Here is a 19,358-nt window from a genome sequence, read left to right as displayed (position 1 = left end):
CGGTGCCCTCCCTCAGTACGCCGGCGGTGGGGGTTCCTGGGGCCCCGGTCCCGGGCCCTGGGGGGTGCTCGGTCCGCGGCCCGACAGGACCTCGCCGTAGGCCTGCATCAGGTCCGGGAGCCGGAGGGTCGCGAGGTCCTCGCGCGTGGGCGTGCCGGTGTACCCGGACAGCCGCAGGTCCCGGTACGCGCAGGACTTCTCGTACAGGGTGCGGAGGAACCGCCCGTTCCCCAGCTCGTCGATCCAGCCCTGGTCCACCACGTGACCGCTGATCGACCGCAGCTCCTCCAGCGCCTCGGCGTCCCACCCGTCCCCGTTCGCCCCTGCCAGGACCTCCCCGATCGCGGTGAGTTCGAGCGGCCGGTACGACGGGAAGTCCACCCGCGTCGTGAAGCGCGACGACAGCCCGGGGTTGGCCGCCAGCAGCCGGTCCATGCCCTCCGGGTACCCGGCGAGGATCACCACCAGGTGGTCACGGTTGTCCTCGGCCCGCTTGAGGAGGACCTGAAGCGCCTCGTCCCCGTACGCGTCACCCTTGCTGTAGCCGGAGTTGGACAGCGCGTACGCCTCGTCGACGAACAGCACCCCGCCCAGCGCCGAGTCGATCAGCTCGTTCGCCTTGACGGCCGTCTGGCCCAGGAACTCGCCGACCAGGTCGGCCCGTTGGGCCTCCACCAGATGATCGCCGCCGAGCAGTCCCAGGGCGTAGAAGACCCTGCCCAGAATGCGGGCGACCGTGGTCTTCCCGGTGCCCGAGGGGCCGGAGAAGACAAAGTGACGTTTCGGCGGCTGCACCGGCAGCCCCTGGCCCGCGCGGAGCCTCGCCATCTCCAACTGCGCCGACAGTGCCCTCACCTGACGCTTGACCGGCTCCAGGCCCACCATCCGCTCCAGCTCGGACAGCGCCTCCGCGAGCAGCGCCGGGTCGGTCGGGCTCGCCGGGAACGGAGGCGGCGCCGGGCGCCCGGGCCCGCTCTTCTCCCGCACCCCGCCCGCCGGGGGCGGCGGAACCGCGCCTGCGCCCCCGGATCCGGCGGGCGCCCCGGGCGCCCCCGCCCCGGGTGCGTCCCCGCCCGCACCCCCGCCGTCCTGCCCCTGGCTCTCCGCCCCGGGGTCCAGCAGATCCGACCCGGCGGCCTCCGCCCCCGCGCCCGCCAGGGACACCGCGGCCAGGTCGCCCACCTCTTCGGGTGAGCCCTCGAAACCGTCGTACTCCGCGATCGCCGCGAGCCGTGCCGCCGTGTCCATGAACGCCGGGTCCACCCGGTGCACCGCCCGGTACAGCGGCAGCGCCGCGGCCGTGCGGCCCGTGCCCTCGTGTGCCCGTGCCAGCCAGTAGCGCAGCTCCTTGCGCTGCGGCTGCTCGCTGCGGCACCGCATGAGCGCCGCCGACAGCAGCGGCTCGGCCTGCCCGTACATCTCCAGACGCACCCGCGCCATCCCGCCGAACAGGCCCGCCTCGATGCCCAGCAGCGGGTCGTCGACCAGCGGCTCTGTGTGCCGGACGAGCTGCTCCCAGTCCTTGACGAGGTACGCCCGGCACGCGTGCAGGAACCGCACCTGCGGGTCCGTGTCGACCGGCGGCAGCTCCGCGAGTGCCCGGTCCAGCTCCGGGACGTGCCGGCCGTCCAGCCAGTGCGAGGCGTGCGCCAGCAGCAGATCACGCGGGCTCTCCAGCACCGGCTGCACCCACCAGCCCAGCCAGTACCAGGAGTTGAGCGTCCGCCGGTGCCGGGTCCGCTGCTCGCCGAACCGGTCCCGGTGGTGGTACATCCGCAGGAGCGCCGTGGCGGTGTCGATCCGCAGCGCGTGCAGCCCGAGCCAGGCGTCGGCCATCCCGGGATCGACGCGCACGGCCGCACGGAACTCCTCCTCGGCCTGCGGATACGCCCCCATCGTGTAGGCGTCCACGCCGCGCAGCCAGGCGAGGTCGGCCGGGGCCTGTGTGCCCTGCGTGCCGAAATCCATCGGGTCCCCCACAAGCCGTGTGCCCGTAGCCGCCGGGCGGATGCCCGCCGGAAGCCGTCCCAGGCGTTCCCGATCGCCTTGCAGTGAACGGGTCTTGACCGCACCGGGGTGCATCGTACCCGCGCGGGAGGACAGCGACTAAGGGCGCACCGAGCGCCCCGGGCGCGCACGCGGGCGCGGGCGCATACGGGGGCACGGCGGTGACGCAGGGTGAGTGAGAGAGGTGCGAGCGGCGATCGCGAGGCGGTCGACGTGGGGTGAGAGGCAGAACGAAGCCCCCGATCACGGGGGAACAACCGGGGGCTTCGCGTCTGCGGCGGCTCCGAAAAGCCGCACATTGAGAACGTAAGACCTGTACGGCCCGCCGGTCAAGCGAAGTGGAGGCAGCCTGAGCGGCTGAATTCCGACTGTCCGGTACGAAAATCAAGCATCATCACAAAGAGTGATGATCCGGCTCCGGGTCGACGGCTGAGGGACGCCTCGGCAGCCACACGTACCCCTCATGGCACTCCCGTATCAGGGTGTCGGCGTGGGGGAACGACGGATCACGGGCGAAATGGCGGGTCTCCGCCACTGTCCATCCCTCCCAGAACGCCGCCTGTGCCACACCGTCCCGGTTCCGGCCGCGCCGCCAGGAGTCCTCCGGTGCCCGCTCCATCCAGAGCAGACGTGCCAGGTGGGGGCGGAGTGCCCGGCGTCCGGCGCCGACCCCCTCGACGAGCACGACCGGTGCGGGCGGCAGCCGCCTGGGTGGGCCGAAGCGGCGCGCGGTCCAGTCGTACGGGCGGTACCCGGCCACCTCGCCGCGGCTCAGCGGCCCGAGAACCTCCGCGCGCAGCCGGGCCGTCCAGGCGAACAGCTCCTCGTGGCAGGCGATGTCGTCGAGGTGCAGGACCGGTGCCCCGCCCAGGGTCTCCGCGAGCCGTGCGGCGAACGTGGACTTCCCGGAGCCCGCGTGCCCGTCCACGCCCACCAGCCTCACCGGGCCGCACGACGGTGCCGCGGCCCGCACCTCGTGCGCGAGGGCGGCAAGATCGTTCACCTGTGCGAAACGCCCCATGGGGTCACCCTACCGACCCGCCCGCGCCGGTCCCCACGGCAGCCAGGCGCCCCTGGGCCCGGCCCGCCCGGCCCGGCGTGTACACGCCGCTCCCCGGCGGTCCTACGGGGCGGCTCCGCTTCGTGGTCCACTCGTGCTGTCCGCCCCGTCGTCCGTCGATCGCCCGTCTCCACCGGGGGTTCCGCATGTCCCGTACGCCTCGCTCCGCGTCCCGGCGCACCGTCCTCGGCGCCGCCCTGGGCGCCGTCGGCACCGCCGCCCTCCCGGGGGCGCCGGCCGGCGCCGCCCCGCTCAAAGATCCGTCCGCCGGGGCGCCGGCCGACGCCGGCGCCCCGACCGTCGACAACCGGTTCTGGACCTCGGCCGCCGACTGGTGCTCCGGCACCGCCGTCGGAGTGCGGGCGGTCGCGGGGCTGCGCCCCGGGCTGGTCCTCGACACCCCTGCCGGGTGTGTCGACCGCGCCGACCCGCACACCGGGCGCACGGCGTCCTGGGAGTACGCCACCTGGACCTCGCCCCGGCACGTCCCCGTGGCCCCGGCCACCGAGCTGATCCCCTCCTGGAACGCCCACACGCCCCCCGGTACCTGGATCGCCGTCGAGCTGTCCGGCCGCTATTCCGACGGCACCGACACCCCCTGGTACGTGATGGGCCACTGGGCCTCGGGAGACGGCGACATCCGCCGCACCTCCGTGGACGGCCAGAGCGACGGCCGCAGCAGCGTCTGGACCGACACCCTGGGCGTCAGGGACCCGGCGAGCGGCCTGCGGATGACGTCTTACCGGCTGCGGCTCACCCTCCACCGGACGCCCGGCGCCACCCGCACGCCCACCGTGTGGCGGGTGGGTGCGATGTCCTCGGACCTCCCCGACCGCTTCGGCGTACCCGCGGCCCCGCACCGCGTCACCCGCGAACTGGAGGTGCCGCGCTACTCGCAGAACATCCACATCGGCCGCTATCCCGAGTACGACGACGGGGGAGAGGCCTGGTGCAGCCCCGCCTCCTCCCAGATGATCGTCGAGTACTGGGGCCGGCGCCCCACCCCCGCCCAACTCGCCTGGGTGCGGCCCGGGTACACCGACCCCCAGGTCTGCCACGCCGCCCGCTCCACCTACGACCACCAGTACAAGGGCTGTGGCAACTGGCCCTTCAACGCCGCCTATGCCGCCACGTACGAGGGTCTCCAGGGAGTCGTCACCCGGCTCCGCTCGCTGGCGGACGCGGAGACACTCGTCGAGTCCGGTATCCCGCTGATCACCTCGCAGTCGTTCCTGGAGGGGGAGCTCACCGGCGCGGGCTACGGCACCGCGGGGCACCTGATGACGGTCATCGGCTTCACCTCCGACGGCGACGTGATCGCCAATGACCCGAACGCCCCGGACAACGCCGCCGTCCGCCGGGTCTACCGCCGCCGCGAGTTCGAGAACGTCTGGCTGCGCACCAGGCGCCACAACGCCACGGGCGCCGTCATCTCCGGCACCGGCGGTGTCTGCTACCTGTTCTGGCCCGTGGACGCCACATCGGAGCAGCGCCGTGCGCTGGCCGGGGTGGGTGTCCGCTGAGCCCTCTCCGGGTCGCGGCGGCGAGCAGGTGAACGATCGTTATCGACGTACGCCACTCGATCGGGCATACTCATGCCGCCACAGCCGCTGATCTGCCGCTTTCCGTGATCCGGACCGGGCAGCATCGGCGCTTGCAGTGAGACCCGGCGGAGCCGCCCCGACCCTTGGGTGTTCCGTCGAAGCGCCCGAAATGGGAGGAGAGCGCCGATATGTCCGACCGTGCCCCGCAGCCGGTGGAACGACAGCTGCCCACCGAGGAGTCCAGGGACCTCATCAACCTGGTCCGTGACATCGTCCAGCGAGAGGTCACCCCCCGGGCCGCGGACGGGGAGGCGGAGAGCCGCTTCCCGCGGGAGACCTTCTCGCTGCTCTCCGAATCGGGTCTGCTCGGCCTGCCGTACGACTCCGCCCACGGCGGCGGAGACCAGCCCTACGAGGTGTACCTCCAGGTCCTGGAGGAGCTGGCCGCCGCCCGCCTCACGGTCGGCCTCGGTGTCAGCGTCCACAGTCTGGCCTGCCACGCCCTCGCCGGGTACGGCACCAAGGAGCAGCAGGCGGAGCACCTGCCCGCGATGCTCGGCGGAGGCCTGCTCGGCGGCTACTGCCTGTCGGAGCCCGCCGCCGGCTCGGACGCGGCCTCCCTCCGCACCAGGGCCGTGCGCGACGGCGACGACTGGATCATCACCGGAACCAAGGCCTGGATCACCCACGGCGGCATCGCTGACTTCTACACGGTCATGGCCAGGACCGGCGAGGAGGGACCGCGCGGCATCACCGCGTTCCTGGTGCCCGGCGACGCCGAGGGGCTGTCCGCCGCCGCGCCCGAGAAGAAGATGGGCATGAAGGGCTCTCCCACCGCCCAACTGCACTTCGACGGAGTCCGCGTCCCCGACTCCCGCCGCATCGGCGAGGAGGGCCAGGGCTTCTCCATCGCCCTGTCCGCCCTGGACGGCGGCCGTCTCGGTATCTCCGCCTGTGCCATCGGCGTCGCCCAGGCCGCCCTGGACGAGGCCACGGCCTACGCCCAGGACCGGCGTCAGTTCGGGCGGCCCGTCTCCGACTTCCAGGGGCTGCGCTTCATGCTGGCCGACATGGCCACCCAGGTCGAGGCCGGGCGGTCCCTCTATCTCGCCGCCGCCCGGCTGCGGGACGCGGGCCGGCCGTACTCACGCCAGGCGGCCATGGCCAAGCTGTTCTGCACGGACGCCGCGATGAAGGTCACCACGGACGCCGTCCAGGTCCTCGGCGGATACGGCTACACCGCCGACTTCCCCGTCGAGCGCTACATGCGTGAGGCGAAGGTGCTCCAGATCGTGGAGGGCACCAACCAGATCCAGCGCGTCGTCATCGCCCGTCACCTGGTCGGCCCGGAGAGCCGGGCCTGACCTCCCCCGGGCGTGTCCACACCGGGCCCGCCGTGAGCCGGGCCCACTCCTGGTCGCGGCGGCCCGGCAGGGTCCGGCCCGAGCTGGCCCAGTGCCGGAGCAGGTCGCGGTAGATCGGCGGATCGGCGGGCGGAGGCGATTCGGCACGCCCGGCGCCCGCGGCCGCGCCCGGAAGCATCAGCCGGCCCCGGACATAGCCGCTCGTCGCGGGCGACGGAGGCGCCGGGTGCGGTGCGTGCGGCGAGGTCATACCCGGCCAACGCGGAGGTGTGCGCCGGGTCACCGCCGACGGCGATAGGCCGCCAGTTCGCGCCCTGCCCGCCGACGCGTGTCCCGGGCGCCGCCGACGGCTGCTGATTCGGCGTCAGTGGACGTCAACGGCACCGGACGCCGTGTCCGGCCCGCCGCCCGCGCCGGGACGGGCCGGACGTGTGACGCCGGGCGGTATCACCCGTACGGCCGCGCCGGTAGGGATATCCGCGTATCCGCTCGTCAGGTCACGACCCGCCGTCCCGGACACGCGGAGGCGTGCCGGGGCGACGGGGGCGGTGGGGCTCAGGCCGCGCGGCGCAGCTCCGGAGAGCGGCGCATCCGCGGCACCTTGATCGGCCGGGAGCCGGGGCCGCCCACATGCGAGAACGGCTGCCTCCGCCAGTCGAGACTCTGAGGGAGCGTCAACAGCGTCGCCAGCTCCTGCTCCTGGGCGTCCGGCGCCTCGTCGGGGGTTCGCGCGTCGGAGAGCGGCCGGCCCGACCCGGCGCACACCGCCAGGACGAACGGGTTCCACGGCGTGGGACACAGCGCGTGCTCCGGGAGGGCCTCCTCGTCCGCGAGCAGCACGATCGACTGGGCGCAGTCCGGGCATACCACCCGGAACATGTCGAAAGCGTCGTAGGAGTCGAGCTCTTCGGGCTCGACGGAATCAACAGGCTCCTGCATGGAGAATCTCCCCCTTGGATGGGCCGATCAGGCTTACGGCCCCGACCACCCGAAGCAATTCCCAACCGGCTCCGCAGGTAACCGTCCGGTCTCGATCCCTGGCGACCATGCGCCTGTGGTCTTCGTCACATGCCGTCCACAGGTGCCCTCACGTTGTGCCTCCGACTGTTCCGGAGGCCGTCCGGGGCAATAGGTTGACCGCATGGAGGAGCTGGATCGTCAGATCGTCGAGTTGCTCGTCAGGGACGGGCGCATGAGCTACACCGACCTGGGCAAGGCCACCGGCCTGTCCACCTCGGCGGTGCATCAGCGCGTCCGCCGCCTCGAACAGCGCGGCGTCATCCGCGGCTACGCCGCCGTCGTCGACCCCGAGGCCGTCGGGCTGCCCCTGACCGCCTTCATCTCGGTCAAACCCTTCGATCCCAGCGCCCCGGACGACACCCCTGACCGGCTCGCGGACATCCCCGAGATCGAGGCCTGCCACAGCGTCGCGGGCGACGAGAACTACATCCTGAAGGTACGCGTCGCCACGCCGCTGGAGCTGGAGCACCTGCTCAGCCGCATCCGCTCCGCGTCAGGTGTCTCCACACGGACGACGGTCGTCCTGTCCACCCCGTACGAGGCCCGTCCGCCCCGCATCTGACGGGGACCGCCGCCCGGCGGAGGGCGGGCGCAGCCGACCGGCCCCCGGCAGGGTCCACCGCTCGGGCCGCCCGCCCCGCTGTCTACGCTGGTCACATGACCGAGCGAGAACCCCGCACCGCCCTCCTCCGCGGTGGAGACGTCCACACCCCCGCCGACCCCTTCGCCACTGCGATGGTCGTCGAGCGCGGTCACATCGCGTGGGTGGGATCCGAAGGCGCCGCCGACGCCTTCGCCTCCGGTGTGGACGAGGTGATCGACCTCGAAGGCGCCCTGGTCACCCCCGCGTTCACCGACGCCCATGTGCACACCACCGCCACCGGACTCGCCCTGACCGGCCTCGACCTGTCGCCCGCCGCCACCCTGGGCCAGGCGCTCGCGCTCGTACGGGACTTCGCCGCCGCGCGCCCTGCCGACCGGGTCCTGCTCGGCCACGGCTGGGACGCCGCCCGCTGGCCCGAGGGCCGCCCCCCGTCCCGTACCGAACTCGACGAGGCCACCGGCGGGCGTCCGCTGTACCTGCCCCGGGTCGACGTGCACTCGGCGGTCGTGACCACCGCGCTGCTCGACCTCGTCCCCGGCGTGACCGGCCTCGCCGGATACCGCCCCGACGCGCCCCTCACCGGCGCCGCCCACCACGCCGTACGGGCTGCCGCACATGCAGCGGTCACGCCCGCGCAGCGCGGCGAGGCGCAGCGTGCGGCTCTCCGCCGGGCGGCCTCGCTGGGTATCGGCACCGTCCACGAGTGCGCCGGGCCGGAGATCTCCGACGAGGAGGACTTCACGTCCCTGCTGGCCCTGGCCGCCGACGAGGAGCGGCCCGGACCCCGGGTCGTCGGCTACTGGGCCGAGCCGGTCACGGGTGAGCGGGACGCCCGCCGTGTCCGCGAGCTGGGCGCGCTCGGCGCCGCGGGAGACCTGTTCGTCGACGGTTCCCTCGGCTCCCACACCGCCTGCCTCCACGAGCCCTACGCCGACGCCCCGCACACGGGCACCGCCCACCTCGACAAGGCCGCCGTCGCCGCGCATGTCACGGCCTGCACCGAGGCCGGGCTCCAGGCCGGCTTCCACGCCATCGGGGACGCCGCCCTGAGCGCTGTGGCCGACGGCGTCCGCGCCGCCGCGGAGACCCTGGGGCCGCACCGTGTCCGCGCCGCCCGGCACCGCGTCGAGCATGCCGAGATGCTCACTCCCGAGACCATCGCCGCGTTCGCGGAACTCGGTCTCACCGCCTCCGTGCAGCCCGCCTTCGACGCGGCCTGGGGCGGCGAGGACGGCATGTACGCCCAGCGCCTCGGTACCGAGCGGGCCCGCACCCTCAATCCGTACGCGGCCCTTCTGCGCTCCGGTGTGCCGCTCGCACTCGGCTCCGACAGCCCCGTGACCCGGCTCGACCCCTGGGGCACGGTCCGCGCCGCCGCCTTCCACCGCACCCCCGAGCACCGGGTCTCCGTGCGGGCCGCGTTCACCGCCCACACCCGGGGCGGCTGGCGGGCCACCGGCCGCGACGACGCCGGGGTCCTGGTGCCCGGCGCCCCTGCCGACTACGCCGTCTGGCGTACCGGCGACCTGGTGGTCCAGGCCCCGGACGACCGGGTGGCCCGCTGGTCCACCGACCCCCGCTCCGGCACCCCCGGCCTGCCCGACCTGAGCCCCGGCGCCCCGCTGCCGGTCTGCCTCCGCACGGTGGTGGGCGGCCGGACCGTGTTCGTCCGACCGAACGAGTGAGAAACGCGTGACTTCGGCGCCGTCCGGGCGGGGTTCGATCGCCGTACAGCCTCCCGCAGGCCCCCGCTAACCTGCGGATCTTCGTCGCTGACCTGGTGCTTCGTCCAATCGTCGCAGGTGAGGCGGGTGTTGACAGAGAGCGGTCGGCGGCGGGTAGGTTCGGCCGGGTCCACCACGGACGACCGACCGGCGGGGTCCCCACAGCCGCCGGGCGCGCCGCTGGATCGCGGGGTGGTGTGCCGCACCGGCGCACCACCGCTGGGAGCCAGGTTCAGCGCCCGTGCCGCGCGGCGGGGGAGTGGCCGCCCCGGAAGGGCGTCCCCCTGCCCGCTGCCGGGCCGGGGCGGGTGCGACCCGGGTGGGGCCCGGAGGTTCAGTAGACAACGGCTCTAGGACGACCCGCAGCCAGCGGGCCCCGGGTCGGCCCGAAGGACACCGGGCCCCAGAACGGCCACGCGTTCCCGCCCGGCGGGCGGCCGGAAAACCCCTCAGCCGATCGCACGGCCCGCGTCCTCGCTATGGTGGGGCTCTGCGTACAGGACGTAAGGGGCAGTAGTGAACGACGGTGGCCAGAGGCGGTACGGCCCGCTCGGTACGGCCTTGGTGATCATCCCGACCTACAACGAGGCGGAGAACATCAAGGCGATCGTCTCGCGGGTGCGGGCCTCCGTGCCTGAGGCGGAGATCCTCATCGCCGACGACAACAGTCCCGACGGCACGGGCAAGCTCGCGGACGAGCTGGCCGCCGAGGACGGCCATGTCCACGTCCTGCACCGTAAGGGCAAGGAGGGGCTCGGCGCCGCGTATCTGGCCGGCTTCCGCTGGGGCGTCGAGCGCGGCTACGGCGTGCTGGTCGAGATGGACGCCGACGGCTCCCACCGCCCGGAGGAGCTGCCCCGCCTGCTCACCGCCCTGAAGAGCGCCGATCTGGTGCTGGGCTCCCGCTGGGTGCCGGGCGGGCGGGTGGTGAACTGGCCGAAGTCCCGCGAGTTCCTCTCCCGCGGCGGCAGCACGTACTCGCGGCTGCTGCTGGGCGTCCCGATCCGTGACGTCACCGGCGGTTTCCGGGCGTTCCGCCGCGAGACGCTGGAGGGCCTGGGCCTGGACGACGTGGCCTCCCAGGGCTACTGCTTCCAGGTGGACCTGGCCCGGCGGGCGATCGCCGCCGGCTTTCATGTGATCGAGGTGCCCATCACCTTCGTCGAGCGGGAGCACGGCGACTCGAAGATGAGCCGCGACATCGTGGTCGAGGCACTGTGGCGGGTCACCGCGTGGGGCGTGGGAGCGCGGGCGAACCAGCTGCTGGGCCGTGGGAAGACCCCCTGACGGGGGCCTTACGCCGTCCTGCGAAGCGGCCAGGCACACTGGAGGCATGACGACTGGTGCCCCGCCTCCGCTCGCCCGCAAGCGCTCACGTGTCCGTACCTACGCCCCGCTGGGCATCGCCGCCTGGCTGGTGCTGGAGATCTGGCTGCTGACGCTGCTCGGCGACGCCGCGGGCGGCCTGACCGTGCTGGCGGTGCTGGTGGCGGGGGCGGTGCTCGGCGGTGCCGTGGTCAAGCACGCGGGACGGCGTGCGTTCACGGTCCTGACGCAGACCATGCAGCGCCTCTCCGAGGGCGCCGCGCCACCCGACCGGGCCGGCCGGGGCAACGGCTTCCTGATGCTCGGCGGCGTGCTGCTGATGCTCCCGGGCCTGATCTCCGACGCGGTGGGCCTGCTCCTCCTGATCCCCCCGGTCCGCCGGGCCCTGAGCACCTCCGTGGAACGCACCCTGGAATCCCGCATGGGCCCCGCCTTCCAGCAGGCCCGCGTCCACGACCCGAACGGCAAGGTGGTCCAGGGCGAGGTCGTCCGGGACGACCCCCCGGGCCGGGACGACACGCCCCGGACTCCCCTGAACCCCTGACGCCTGAGCACAGAACACCTGCTGTGCACCCGTTCCGCCGGAGCGCGGTGCGGGTGCACACGTGGGGAACGGCGCCGTGGCCGCAGAAACCTGTGCCCGACCCGCACCCCGGGCATGCCGAAAGCCGCGGGGGCGGTACGCATGACACGTACCGCCCCCGCGGCTTCAACAGGCGCGCCCCGCGCTACGCGGTCACGCCGACTTCCTGCTGTCTCGCGGATGCACCGCGATGTTCATCGCACCGGACCGCAGGACCGCCAGCCGCTCGGCCAGCACTTCCTCCAGCTCCTCGCGGGTGCGGCGCTCCATGAGCATGTCCCAGTGCGTACGCGCGGGCTTCGCCTTCTTCTCCTCGGGTCCGTCCCCGTCCACCAGGAGCGCCTGGGCCCCGCAGACCTTGCACTCCCACTCCGGCGGGATCTCCGCCTCGACCGAGAACGGCATCTCGAACCGATGCCCCTTCTCGCATGCGTACTCCACCGCCTGGCGCGGGGCCAAGTCGATGCCGCGGTCGGTCTCGTAGCTGGTCACCACGAGGCGCGTGCCGCGAAGAGCTCGCTCACTCATGAATCGTGCCTCCCGGGCTTGTCGCCCACAGGACAGGTGTCGCTGTCGTCGTCATCCGGTCAACGTCCGGTCGGCGGTAAAGATTCCCGATGTGGGTAATGCGTCGCCCGTCGTGCCGCCCCTTTTTGTACCCACCATTGCCCGCTTTGTCACATCTGACAGAAGATGTCACCCAGCGTTTTCGTCGTATGACCACGCAGTAACGGTCCTCCTGGCAGGCCAAACGCGTACACTACCGCCCTTTCGCTTCCGCGTCTAAATCAGGCCGCGTTTCCGCCTGGATTTCCTCCCTTCTCGAACACCGCAAAGTCTGAATTGATCAGATTCGAGCCGGTACGGGATTCCCCGCAGCCGCCACCGCCCGCCGCACCGGTACCCGCGCCAGCAGCACGAAGCCCAGCGCGAAGAACGCGATCAGCGACACGATCGCGTCCCGGTAGCTGCCCGTCAGCTGGTACGCCAGCCCGAACACCAGCGGCCCGAGCCAACTCAGACCCCGGTCGCTCATCTCGTAGGCCGAGAAGTACTCCGCCTCCTTGCCGCGCGGGACCAGATGCGAGAACAGCGAGCGCGACAGCGCCTGGCTGCCGCCCAGCACCAGCCCGATCGCCGCCGCCAGGACGAAGAACCACACCGGCGCGCCGGCCGGCAGGAAGTACCCCGCAGCCAGGATCAGCGTCCACACGGCGAGCGACCCCAGGATCGTCCGCTTCGCCCCGTACGACACGGCCAGCCGGCCCATCGCCAGCGCCCCGACCACCGCCAGGATCTGCACCAGCAGCACCGCCACGATCAGGGTGGTCTGTTCGAGACCCAGCTCCTCCGCGCCGTAGACCGACGCCTGCGAGATCACCGTCTGGATGCCGTCGTTGTAGACCAGGTACGCCAGGAGGAACGAGAGCGTCAACGGATGACGCCGCATGTCCCGCAGTGTCGACACCAGCTGTCGCCACCCGGAGCCGACGGCACCCTCGCCGCCGCCCCTCTGCGTCACCCGCCGGTCCCGCAGCCGCCGCAGCGGTATGAGCGTGAACGCGCCCCACCACACACCGGCCGACGCCAGGCAGATCCGGACCGCGTCCCCCTCCGACAGCCCGAACGACGCGTGGCTGCCGTACAGCACCAGGTCCAGGACCAGGACCAGCGCACCCGCCACGTAGCCGAACGCCCAGCCCCGCGACGACACCGCGTCCCGCTCGTCGGGCTCCGCGATCTGCGGCAGATAGGCGTTGTACAGCACCATCGACACGGCCAGCGAGGCGTTCGCCACGATCAGCAGCAGCGCGCCCAGCAGATAGCGGTCGCCCGCCAGGAAGAACATCCCCGCCGTCGCGGCCGCCCCCAGGTACGCCGACGCGGCCAGCAGCGGCTTCTTCCGCCCCGTGCGGTCCGCCCAGGCACCCGCGAGCGGCATCACCAGCACTGCGAGCACGATCGACAGCGACACCGAGTACGCGAACACCGAGCCCGCCCGGACCGGCACGCCCAGCGGGTGCACGAACCCCTCCGCGTCCGCCGCCGCCTTCGCGACCGACGTCAGATACGGCCCGAGGAACACCGTCAGCACGCTCGTCGAATAGACCGAGCAGGCGAAGTCGTAGAAATACCATCCGCGCTGCTCGCGTCTGCGGTCCGGGGGCGGCGCGTCGGACGCGTCCGGCCCCCGGTCGGCGGTCTCGGCGGTCACCCGCGCCCCCTCGTCGTAGGAGTCCCCGTGGGAACCGTCATCAGACCCACGCCCCCCGGTCGCTGAGCACCGTCCGCAGCGTCTCCAGGTGGTCGGTCATGATGCCATCGACCCCCAGGTCGAGCAGAGCGTTCATGCGTTGCGGTTCGTTCACGGTCCACACGTGCACCTGCAGCCCGCGCGCGTGCGCCTCCCGGACGAACCGCCGGTCCACGACCCGCACCCCGCCCTGGGTCTCCGGCACCTGCGCCGCCACCGCGCCCGCCCGCAGCGCCGCCGGGATCCCGTACGAGCGCAGCCGCAGCGCCAGCACGCCCCGCACCCCGTACGAGGTGGCCAGCCGCTCCCCGGCGAGGCGCCGCGCCCGCGCCACCCGCCCCTCGCTGAACGAGCCGACGCAGACCCGGTCCCAGCTGTTCGTCCTGCGGATCAGCTCCACCAGCGGGACCAGCGCCGACTCGGCCTTCAGGTCCACGTTCCAGCGGGCCTCGGGGAACTCCTCCAGCAGCTCCTCGAACAGCGGCAGCGGCTCCCGCCCCGCGACCCGGGCCTGCCGCACCGCGCTCCACGGCAGCCGCGCTATCCGGCCCCGGGCGTCGGTCACCCGGTCCAGCGTCGGGTCGTGGAACGCCACCAGACGCCCGTCGGCCGTGGTGTGCACATCGGTCTCGAAGTAGCGGTACCCGGCCCCCGCGGCCCGCCGGAACGCGGCGGCGGTGTTCTCCAGCCCGTCCGCCGTCCCGCCCCGGTGGGCGAAGGGGATGGGGGAGGGGTGAGCGAGGTACGGATGGTGCCGGGGGCGGCCCGAGCGGGGGCGCGGAATCGGTGTCACCGCGGCAGTATGACCCGCCGAGGTGGCCTGGAGTCGACCCCCGCGTCGCCGCCGTCCGGCCCCGGGACGGCGAAAAGGCGGAGGAAAACCTGGGCGAGCGGCCCGATGGCCAGTGCGTACAGGACCGTGCCGACCCCGAGCGAGCCGCCCAGCAGGAAGCCGGTCACGACCAGGGCCACCTCGACGCAGGTCCGTACCAGGCGGATCGAGCGCCCGGTCACCCGGTGCAGTCCGGTCATCAGCCCGTCTCGCGGCCCCGGACCGAACCGGGCGGCGATGTACAGGCCGGTGGCGGCGCCGTTCAGGACGATCCCCGAGGTCATGGTGACGGCCTGGAGCGGCAGTCCCCGCGCGTCCGGCAGGACGGCCAGGGCGGCGTCCATGGCCACCCCGATCACCAGCACGTTCGACACCGTGCCCAGGCCGGGCCGCTGACGCAGCGGGATCCACGCCAGCATCACGAGCGCTCCGACGATGATCAGGACCGTGCCTATCGACAGGCCGGTGTGCTCGGCCAGTCCCTCGTGCAGCACGTTCCACGGATCGAGACCGAGCCCGCTGCGGACCATGAGCGCCGAACTCACGCCGTACAGCACGAGTCCCGCGTAGAGCTGGAAGAGACGGCGGCCGAGACGACGGCTCTCGGTGGCCGTGGGCCTGACGGCGTTGGACACGACATACCCCCCTGGGTGGCGGTTTTGGACTGGCCTGTGCCACTCTCTGGCAAGAGGTCAGACGCCGAGTACGGCCAATCTGAGGAAGGTGGACTGATTTCATGGCTCAGTGGACCTCGGCGGTGGGTGCCGCCCAGCTGGCCCGGCAGCTCACCGCCCAGCAGCCCCGTCCGGCCGGCCCCGGCACGCGCAGGCCCCCGGCGTACCGTGCCCTGGCCGACGGCATCCGGCTCCTGGTGCTGGAGGGCCGGGTCCCGGTCGCCGCCCGGCTGCCCGCCGAGCGGGAGCTCGCGCTCGCCCTCTCCGTCAGCCGGACCACGGTCGCCGCCGCCTACGAGGCGCTGCGCGGCGAGGGCTTCCTGGAGTCCCGGCGCGGCGCCGGGAGCTGGACCAGCGTGCCCGCGGGCAACCCGCTGCCCGCGCGCGGCCTGGAGCCGCTGCCCCCGGAGTCGCTCGGCTCCATGATCGACCTGGGCTGCGCGGCGCTGCCCGCCCCCGAGCCCTGGCTCACCCGGGCCTTCCAGGGCGCCCTGGAGGAACTCCCTCCGTACGCCCACACGCACGGCGACTACCCGGCGGGCCTGCCCGCGCTGCGGCAGATGCTGGCGGAGCGGTACACCGCGCGCGGCATCCCGACGATGCCCGAGCAGATCATGGTCACCACCGGCGCGATGGGAGCCATGGACGCCATCTGCCACCTGTTCGCCGGTCGCGGCGAGCGGATCGCCGTCGAGTCCCCCTCCTACGCGAACATCCTCCAGCTCATGCGTGAGGCCGGCGCCCGGCTGGTGCCCGTCGCCATGGCGCCCGGCCTGGCCGGATGGGACCTCGGGCGCTGGCGGCAGGTGCTGCGCGACGCGGCGCCCCGGCTCGGGTACGTCGTCGCGGACTTCCACAACCCGACCGGCGCGCTCGCCGGCGACGACCAGCGCCGCGCCCTGGTGGACGCGGCGCGCTCGGCGGGCACGGTCCTCGTCGTGGACGAGACCATGTCCGAGCTGTGGCTGGAGGACGGCCTGGAGATGCCGCGCCCTGTCTGCTCCTTCGACCCCGCGGGCAGCACCGTCCTGACCGTCGGGTCCGCCAGCAAGGCCTTCTGGGCGGGCATGCGCATCGGCTGGGTGCGGGCCGCGCCCGACGTCATCCGCTCCCTGGTCGCCGCCCGCGCCTACGCCGACCTCGGCACGCCCGTGCTGGAGCAGCTCGCGGTGGCCTGGCTGCTGGGCGGCGGGGGCTGGGAGGAGGCGGTCGCCTTCCGCCGCGGCCAGGCCCGCGAGAACCGGGACGCCCTGGTGGCGGCGGTGCGGCGGTCGCTGCCCGACTGGGAGTTCGAGGTGCCGCGGGGCGGGCTGACCCTGTGGGTGCGCACCGGCGGCCTGTCCGGCTCCAGGCTGGCCGAGGCCGGCGAACGCGCCGGGGTGCGTGTCCCGTCGGGCCCGCGGTTCGGGGTGGACGGCGCGTTCGAGGGGTACGTACGGCTGCCGTTCACGGTGGGCGGCGCGGTGGCGGACGAGGCGGCGGCCCGGCTGGCGGCGGCGGCGCGCATGGTCCGGGCGGGCACCAGTGCGGGGCCGGTGGCCCAGGAGCCGCGCACGTTCGTGGCCTGAGCGCGCTCGGTCCGTCGGGCGCTTGAGGGCGGGCCCCTCCCGCGCTGCAGGAGCGGGGGAGGGGCTCGCCCGAGGCGCGACACGGGGCCCGGGCGAGTCCAGGTCCGGACCGGGAGGGACGGGACAGGGGCGGCCGTCAGGCCGACGCGCCGGGGTCCACCGGGGCCAGCGCCTTGACCGGCGGCAGGTTCTCCTGGGTGTGGTGCTCGGGCAGCAGCGCCAGCACCGCCTGCCGATGGGCCTCCACCGCGGTGTCGTCGTACGGGTCGGGCGTCGCCGGCACCTGGAGCCGCAGCACCGCCCCCGCCCCCAGCCGCGCGTACCCCCGCCCCGGTGGGACGTCCGGCGGAAGGGTCGTCCTGGCCGCCGCGCCCAGCACCGCCGCCACATGATCGGGCGGCGCCCAGCCGAGCGTCACGCGCGCCCGCGTCTGGGACCGCACCGTCTCGCTCAGCGCCCCGACGGTGTCGAACTGCTCCGCCACGACCACCGTCACATGCGCCGCGCGCCCATGGCGCAGCGGCACCCGCAGAAGCTCCTGCGGGTCCGGCCGCCCCTCGGCCGCCGCCAGGTCGCCCAGCACACTCAGCCGGTCCACCAGTACCCACAGCGGGCGCCGCGCCGCGCTCGGCACCGGTTCACCCGCCTCACGCGCGCGATGGGCCGCCGCCAGCCTCCGTTCCGTCTCGTGCGCCGCCCACTCCAGGGCCCGCAGTGCCCCCGGCAGCCCGCACTCGACGGCCACCACCCCCTCACGCCCGGCCAGACACACGTACTCACCGGCCCCTCCGCCCTCCACCACCAGCACATCCCCCGCGTGCTGGAGCGCCTGCAGCGCGACCGACCGCAGCAGCGTGCTGGTCCCGCTCCCCGGCTGGCCCACCACCAGCAGGTGCGGTTCCGTCGACCGGGGCCCGGTCCGCCACACCACCGGGGGTGCGTCCCGCGACCCGGAACCCCCGCTCCCGTCCCGTACCGGCACGGTCCGCTGCACCGACTGCTCGTCCGTGAAGCCCAGCACCGTCTCACCCGGCACGGTCACGAACCGCTGCGCCGCGATCGACGTCGGCAGCGCGGGCAGCACCCGCACCGCGAGTTCGTTGCCCTCCTCGTCCCAGTCGAACAGGTACTCCCGGCCACGCCCCGACTTGGCGTGCAGCACCTGCTCCACGCGGGCCCGGGCCTCCGGCTCCCCGTCCGGGAAGTACGCCGGGTAGGCGATGCGCAGCCGGGTGAGCCGCCCGTCACCGTCGAACACGAAGTCGCTGAACACCCCGCTCCACGCGCCCCCGTGCGCGTAGCGCGGGCTCGGGTCCTCGGGGACCGAGAAATACGGCACCAGCGCCTCGTACAGCGCCCGCAGCCGCTCCGTCTCGGCCTCGTCGGGGCCCGTCTTCACCACGGGGCGCTCCCGCCCCTTCCACGCCGCCACGGCCATCACCGCCATGAGCGCGAGCAGCGGCCCGTACGGCATGAGTGCCACGCCCAGAACGCATACGGCCGCCAGGAGCAGCGTGGGACCGCGCCGCTCCTTGGGGGTCGCCGCCCATCTGGCGCGGCCGGCCGCTGCGAGCTTCCGCAGCCCCCGGCCGATGGTGATCAGCGGGTGCAGGACGTCCGTGGCGCCGTCACCGGCCGAGCGCACGAGCTCTCGGCCACGGGCGAGCGGGACGCTGCCGCTGGTCAGGATGCGGGGGAGTGCTCGCCGGGCCACGTCGTCTCCTGGTACGTGTCGCTGCTGCGGGTCGTGGAGGGGAGGGAGGGGGAGGAGCGCCGGTGTGGAGTCGGCGTCAGAAGCTGATGCCGCCCAGCAGGCTCGCCAGGCTCTGGCCGCCCGCCGTGATGCTCGGGGCGATGGCCGTACCGGCGAGGTAGAAGCCGAAGAGGGCGCAGACGATGGCGTGGGAGGCCTTGAGCCCGTCTCTCTTGAAGAAGAGGAAGACGATGATGCCGAGCAGTACCACGCCGGAGATCGACAGGATCATGAGCGGTTCTCCTGGTTGAAGGGACAGTCACCATGAGTCATTCCAGGCTCACGGGAGGTATCTAAATAGCAAAAGGTGCGAATGGGTGAAAAATCGTTGTTTTCACTCGACCAGCGCACGTCGGCGTCCGGTCGCGGGCATGCCGCAGGCCTCCGGAGGGCACCTCGAACACGGCTCGCGCGGGCAGTACCCTGTCGGTTCACTCGTACGGCTGACCTCGGCAGATGTCCGGCTCATCCGCCGTACGGGGCCGTGGACAGCAGGACAGAAGCAGACAGAAGGAAGGTGGCCCGCGCATGAGCGGCACGAGCGATCAGACGCCCGACCCCGAGGTCGTCGCCCTCGCCTCCAGGCTCTTCGACCTCGCCCGCGCCGGTGAGGCCGAGGCTCTCGCCGCCTACGCCGACGCGGGCGCCCCCGTGGACCTCGCCAACGAGCAGGGCCACACGCTCGTCATGCTCGCCGCCTACCACGGCCATGCCGAGACCGTCTCCGCCCTCCTTGCGCGCGGGGCCGACCCGGACCGGGCCAACGACCGCGGCCAGACCCCGCTCGCCGGAGCCGTCTTCAAGGGCGAGGGCGCCGTGATCCGCGCCCTCCTCGCCGGCGGCGCCGATCCGGAAGCCGGCGCTCCGTCAGCTGTGGATACGGCGCGGATGTTTGGGAAGACAGACCTCCTGGAGCTGTTCGCAGCCCGGTGAACCGGGCCCGTACGGGGCATGGACACCCGGTGCACACAGCGCCGTAAATGTGGTCGCGGCGGCGAAACCGCTGGGTCATCATGACGACGACGAGGCCCACCAGTGGTCACGC

Annotated in this window: 17 protein-coding genes; 8 read left to right on the top strand and 9 right to left on the bottom strand. The window is 73.4% G+C overall.

Annotated elements, in window-relative coordinates; all coding sequences use genetic code 11:
• Positions 1-12 precede the first annotated feature (12 nt).
• Together I3F58_RS22365 and I3F58_RS22360 are read right to left on the bottom strand one after the other, a co-directional pair.
• Entirely contained in the window at positions 13-1,968 is a 1,956-nt protein-coding gene (locus I3F58_RS22365) for an AAA family ATPase (protein ID WP_240110444.1), read from the bottom strand.
• A 433-nt stretch (positions 1,969-2,401) separates the two neighbouring features.
• On the bottom strand, positions 2,402-3,010 hold the full coding sequence (locus I3F58_RS22360) for a uridine kinase (protein ID WP_240110458.1): 609 nt from the start codon (positions 3,008-3,010) through the stop codon (positions 2,402-2,404).
• A 203-nt stretch (positions 3,011-3,213) separates the two neighbouring features.
• Between I3F58_RS22360 and I3F58_RS22355 the strand changes: the two genes are divergently transcribed.
• Positions 3,214-4,590, top strand: a complete 1,377-nt coding sequence (locus tag I3F58_RS22355; RefSeq protein WP_240110443.1) for a C39 family peptidase — start codon at positions 3,214-3,216, stop codon at positions 4,588-4,590.
• Positions 4,591-4,799: 209 nt separating this feature from the next.
• On the top strand, positions 4,800-5,975 hold the full coding sequence (locus tag I3F58_RS22350; protein WP_240110442.1) for an acyl-CoA dehydrogenase family protein: 1,176 nt from the start codon (positions 4,800-4,802) through the stop codon (positions 5,973-5,975).
• 555 nt (positions 5,976-6,530) lie between these two features.
• Here the strand turns inward: I3F58_RS22350 and I3F58_RS22345 are convergent.
• On the bottom strand, positions 6,531-6,914 hold the full coding sequence (locus tag I3F58_RS22345) for a hypothetical protein (RefSeq protein WP_240110441.1): 384 nt from the start codon (positions 6,912-6,914) through the stop codon (positions 6,531-6,533).
• Positions 6,915-7,116: 202 nt separating this feature from the next.
• Between I3F58_RS22345 and I3F58_RS22340 the strand changes: the two genes are divergently transcribed.
• From I3F58_RS22340 to fxsA, 4 genes are all read left to right on the top strand, one after another.
• Entirely contained in the window at positions 7,117-7,557 is a 441-nt protein-coding gene (locus tag I3F58_RS22340; RefSeq protein WP_240110440.1) for an Lrp/AsnC family transcriptional regulator, read from the top strand.
• A 95-nt stretch (positions 7,558-7,652) separates the two neighbouring features.
• A complete protein-coding gene (locus tag I3F58_RS22335; RefSeq protein WP_240110439.1) occupies positions 7,653-9,284 on the top strand; it encodes an amidohydrolase in 1,632 nt (543 codons plus the stop codon).
• A 555-nt stretch (positions 9,285-9,839) separates the two neighbouring features.
• A complete protein-coding gene (locus tag I3F58_RS22330; protein WP_240110438.1) occupies positions 9,840-10,610 on the top strand; it encodes a polyprenol monophosphomannose synthase in 771 nt (256 codons plus the stop codon).
• 46 nt (positions 10,611-10,656) lie between these two features.
• Entirely contained in the window at positions 10,657-11,193 is a 537-nt protein-coding gene (gene fxsA, locus I3F58_RS22325; protein ID WP_240110437.1) for an FxsA family membrane protein, read from the top strand.
• A 192-nt stretch (positions 11,194-11,385) separates the two neighbouring features.
• On the opposite strand, the gene I3F58_RS22320 is transcribed toward fxsA, so the two are convergent.
• The 4 genes from I3F58_RS22320 to I3F58_RS22305 form a co-directional block, all read right to left on the bottom strand.
• The gene (locus tag I3F58_RS22320) at positions 11,386-11,760 is read right to left on the bottom strand and encodes an RNA polymerase-binding protein RbpA (RefSeq protein WP_030677841.1); all 375 of its coding nucleotides are present in this window, start codon (positions 11,758-11,760) and stop codon (positions 11,386-11,388) included.
• 319 nt (positions 11,761-12,079) lie between these two features.
• Positions 12,080-13,447 (bottom strand): MFS transporter, encoded by a 1,368-nt coding sequence (locus I3F58_RS22315; RefSeq protein ID WP_240110436.1) that lies wholly within the window; start codon positions 13,445-13,447, stop codon positions 12,080-12,082.
• 40 nt (positions 13,448-13,487) lie between these two features.
• On the bottom strand, positions 13,488-14,279 hold the full coding sequence (locus I3F58_RS22310; RefSeq protein ID WP_240110435.1) for a glycerophosphodiester phosphodiesterase family protein: 792 nt from the start codon (positions 14,277-14,279) through the stop codon (positions 13,488-13,490).
• The gene (locus tag I3F58_RS22305) at positions 14,276-14,953 is read right to left on the bottom strand and encodes a YitT family protein (protein ID WP_240110434.1); all 678 of its coding nucleotides are present in this window, start codon (positions 14,951-14,953) and stop codon (positions 14,276-14,278) included. The genes I3F58_RS22310 and I3F58_RS22305 overlap by 4 nt, the downstream gene beginning before the upstream one ends.
• Before the next feature lie 101 nt (positions 14,954-15,054).
• Here I3F58_RS22305 and I3F58_RS22300 point away from each other — a divergent pair, with 101 nt between their 5' ends.
• Positions 15,055-16,560 carry a PLP-dependent aminotransferase family protein gene (locus tag I3F58_RS22300; RefSeq protein WP_240110433.1) on the top strand — a complete coding sequence of 502 codons (1,506 nt, stop codon included), beginning with the start codon at positions 15,055-15,057 and terminating at the stop codon, positions 16,558-16,560.
• A gap of 136 nt (positions 16,561-16,696) precedes the next feature.
• Here I3F58_RS22300 and I3F58_RS22295 read toward each other — a convergent pair whose 3' ends face one another.
• Both I3F58_RS22295 and I3F58_RS22290 read right to left on the bottom strand, forming a co-directional pair.
• Positions 16,697-18,274: an ATP-binding protein gene (locus I3F58_RS22295; protein WP_240110432.1), complete on the bottom strand. Its 1,578-nt coding sequence runs from the start codon at positions 18,272-18,274 to the stop codon at positions 16,697-16,699.
• Positions 18,275-18,350: 76 nt separating this feature from the next.
• A complete protein-coding gene (locus I3F58_RS22290) occupies positions 18,351-18,545 on the bottom strand; it encodes a hypothetical protein (RefSeq protein ID WP_240110431.1) in 195 nt (64 codons plus the stop codon).
• Between the two features lie 296 nt (positions 18,546-18,841).
• On the opposite strand from I3F58_RS22290, the gene I3F58_RS22285 reads away from it, so the two are divergent.
• A complete protein-coding gene (locus tag I3F58_RS22285) occupies positions 18,842-19,246 on the top strand; it encodes an ankyrin repeat domain-containing protein (RefSeq protein ID WP_240110430.1) in 405 nt (134 codons plus the stop codon).
• Positions 19,247-19,358: the final 112 nt, after the last annotated feature.

It is taken from the genome of Streptomyces sp. MUM 203J (assembly GCF_022414595.1).
Taxonomy (GTDB): domain Bacteria; phylum Actinomycetota; class Actinomycetes; order Streptomycetales; family Streptomycetaceae; genus Streptomyces.
Note: the sequence above shows the minus strand (reverse complement) of the source record. Positions and strands in the feature narration are given on the sequence as shown.

Bases quoted from the DNA above. Each gene is read 5' to 3' on its own strand.
- I3F58_RS22345 (WP_240110441.1), bottom strand. From the start codon at position 6,914: ATGCAGGAGCCTGTTGATTCCGTCGAGCCCGAAGAGCTCGACTCCTAC.
- I3F58_RS22355 (WP_240110443.1), top strand. From the start codon at position 3,214: ATGTCCCGTACGCCTCGCTCCGCGTCCCGGCGCACCGTCCTCGGCGCC.
- I3F58_RS22340 (WP_240110440.1), top strand. From the start codon at position 7,117: ATGGAGGAGCTGGATCGTCAGATCGTCGAGTTGCTCGTCAGGGACGGG.
- I3F58_RS22365 (WP_240110444.1), bottom strand. From the start codon at position 1,968: ATGGATTTCGGCACGCAGGGCACACAGGCCCCGGCCGACCTCGCCTGG.
- I3F58_RS22320 (WP_030677841.1), bottom strand. From the start codon at position 11,760: ATGAGTGAGCGAGCTCTTCGCGGCACGCGCCTCGTGGTGACCAGCTAC.
- I3F58_RS22350 (WP_240110442.1), top strand. From the start codon at position 4,800: ATGTCCGACCGTGCCCCGCAGCCGGTGGAACGACAGCTGCCCACCGAG.
- I3F58_RS22300 (WP_240110433.1), top strand. From the start codon at position 15,055: ATGGCTCAGTGGACCTCGGCGGTGGGTGCCGCCCAGCTGGCCCGGCAG.
- I3F58_RS22285 (WP_240110430.1), top strand. From the start codon at position 18,842: ATGAGCGGCACGAGCGATCAGACGCCCGACCCCGAGGTCGTCGCCCTC.
- fxsA (WP_240110437.1), top strand. From the start codon at position 10,657: ATGACGACTGGTGCCCCGCCTCCGCTCGCCCGCAAGCGCTCACGTGTC.
- I3F58_RS22290 (WP_240110431.1), bottom strand. From the start codon at position 18,545: ATGATCCTGTCGATCTCCGGCGTGGTACTGCTCGGCATCATCGTCTTC.
- I3F58_RS22335 (WP_240110439.1), top strand. From the start codon at position 7,653: ATGACCGAGCGAGAACCCCGCACCGCCCTCCTCCGCGGTGGAGACGTC.